The sequence below is a fragment of the Campylobacter sp. RM12647 genome (assembly GCF_020138135.1).
Lineage (GTDB): Bacteria > Campylobacterota > Campylobacteria > Campylobacterales > Campylobacteraceae > Campylobacter_E.
The window spans coordinates 1-1,781 of the sequence record NZ_JACGAS010000048.1 but is presented as its reverse complement, the minus strand read 5'-3'; the positions used below and the strand labels follow the sequence as shown (position 1 = coordinate 1,781).

General features: G+C 43.9%; 1 rRNA gene. It reads left to right on the top strand.

What is annotated here, in order from left to right:
* Positions 1-179: 179 nt before the first annotated feature.
* Positions 180-1,688: ribosomal RNA gene (locus AVBRAN12647_RS09520) — 16S ribosomal RNA — on the top strand.
* Positions 1,689-1,781: the final 93 nt, after the last annotated feature.

Below are 1,781 nucleotides of genomic sequence, written 5' to 3'. Positions count from 1 at the left end.
GTTATTTTAAATAGTTTTATTGTTAATTTTAAATATATCAATTATTTCAACGTCAATCTTTGATATCTAAACAAGTGATCAAGAGCCATTTAAAACTTTCTTATATATAAGTTTTAAATCATTCACTTCATTATTTTATTTATTTTTTAATTTTTCATAATTAAAAAATAATCATTTAAATTATGGAGAGTTTGATCCTGGCTCAGAGTGAACGCTGGCGGCGTGCCTAACACATGCAAGTCGAACGATGAAGTCTAGCTTGCTAGACGGATTAGTGGCGCACGGGTGAGTAATGTATAGCTAACTTGCCCCTTACAAGAGGACAACACTTAGAAATGAGTGCTAATACTCTATACTCCGCTCTAACATAAGTTAGGGTGGGAAAGTTTTTCGGTAAGGGATAGGGCTATATTGTATCAGCTAGTTGGTAAGGTAATGGCTTACCAAGGCTATGACGCATATCTGGTCTTAGAGGATGATCAGACACACTGGAACTGAGACACGGTCCAGACTCCTACGGGAGGCAGCAGTGGGGAATATTGCTCAATGGGGGAAACCCTGAAGCAGCAACGCCGCGTGGAGGATGACACTTTTCGGAGCGTAAACTCCTTTTTTACAAGAAGAATACTGACTGTATTGTAAGAATAAGCACCGGCTAACTCCGTGCCAGCAGCCGCGGTAATACGGAGGGTGCAAGCGTTACTCGGAATCACTGGGCGTAAAGGGCGCGTAGGCGGAGTAGTAAGTTGGATGTGAAATCTAATGGCTTAACCATTAAACTGCATTCAAAACTGCTATTCTAGAGTAAGGGAGAGGCAGATGGAATTAGTAGTGTAGGGGTAAAATCCGTAGATATTACTAAGAATGCCAATTGCGAAAGCGATCTGCTAGAACTTAACTGACGCTAAGGCGCGAAAGCGTGGGGAGCAAACAGGATTAGATACCCTGGTAGTCCACGCCCTAAACGATGTATGCTAGTTGTTGGAATGCTAGTCATTTCAGTAATGCACCTAACGGATTAAGCATACCGCCTGGGGAGTACGGTCGCAAGATTAAAACTCAAAGGAATAGACGGGGACCCGCACAAGCGGTGGAGCATGTGGTTTAATTCGAAGATACGCGAAGAACCTTACCTGGGCTTGATATCCTAAGAACCTTGTAGAGATACGAGGGTGCTAGCTTGCTAGAACTTAGAGACAGGTGCTGCACGGCTGTCGTCAGCTCGTGTCGTGAGATGTTGGGTTAAGTCCCGCAACGAGCGCAACCCACGTATTTAGTTGCTAACAGTTCGGCTGAGCACTCTAAATAGACTGCCTTCGCAAGGAGGAGGAAGGTGTGGACGACGTCAAGTCATCATGGCCCTTATGCCCAGGGCTACACACGTGCTACAATGGCATATACAATGAGAAGCAATACCGCGAGGTGGAGCAAATCTATAAAATATGTCTTAGTTCGGATTGTTCTCTGCAACTCGAGAGCATGAAGCCGGAATCGCTAGTAATCGTAAATCAGCTATGTTACGGTGAATACGTTCCCGGGTCTTGTACTCACCGCCCGTCACACCATGGGAGTTGATTGTGCTTTAAGTCGGAATACTAAACTAGTTACCGCCCACAGCAAAATCAGCGACTGGGGTGAAGTCGTAACAAGGTAACCGTAGGAGAACCTGCGGTTGGATCACCTCCTTTCTAGAGTACATACTCTTTAACTCACACTAAAGAGTAATAATAAATATTTCAAGAGCTCTTGAGAGCTTGTTTGGATATCAAAGGTTGAAATGA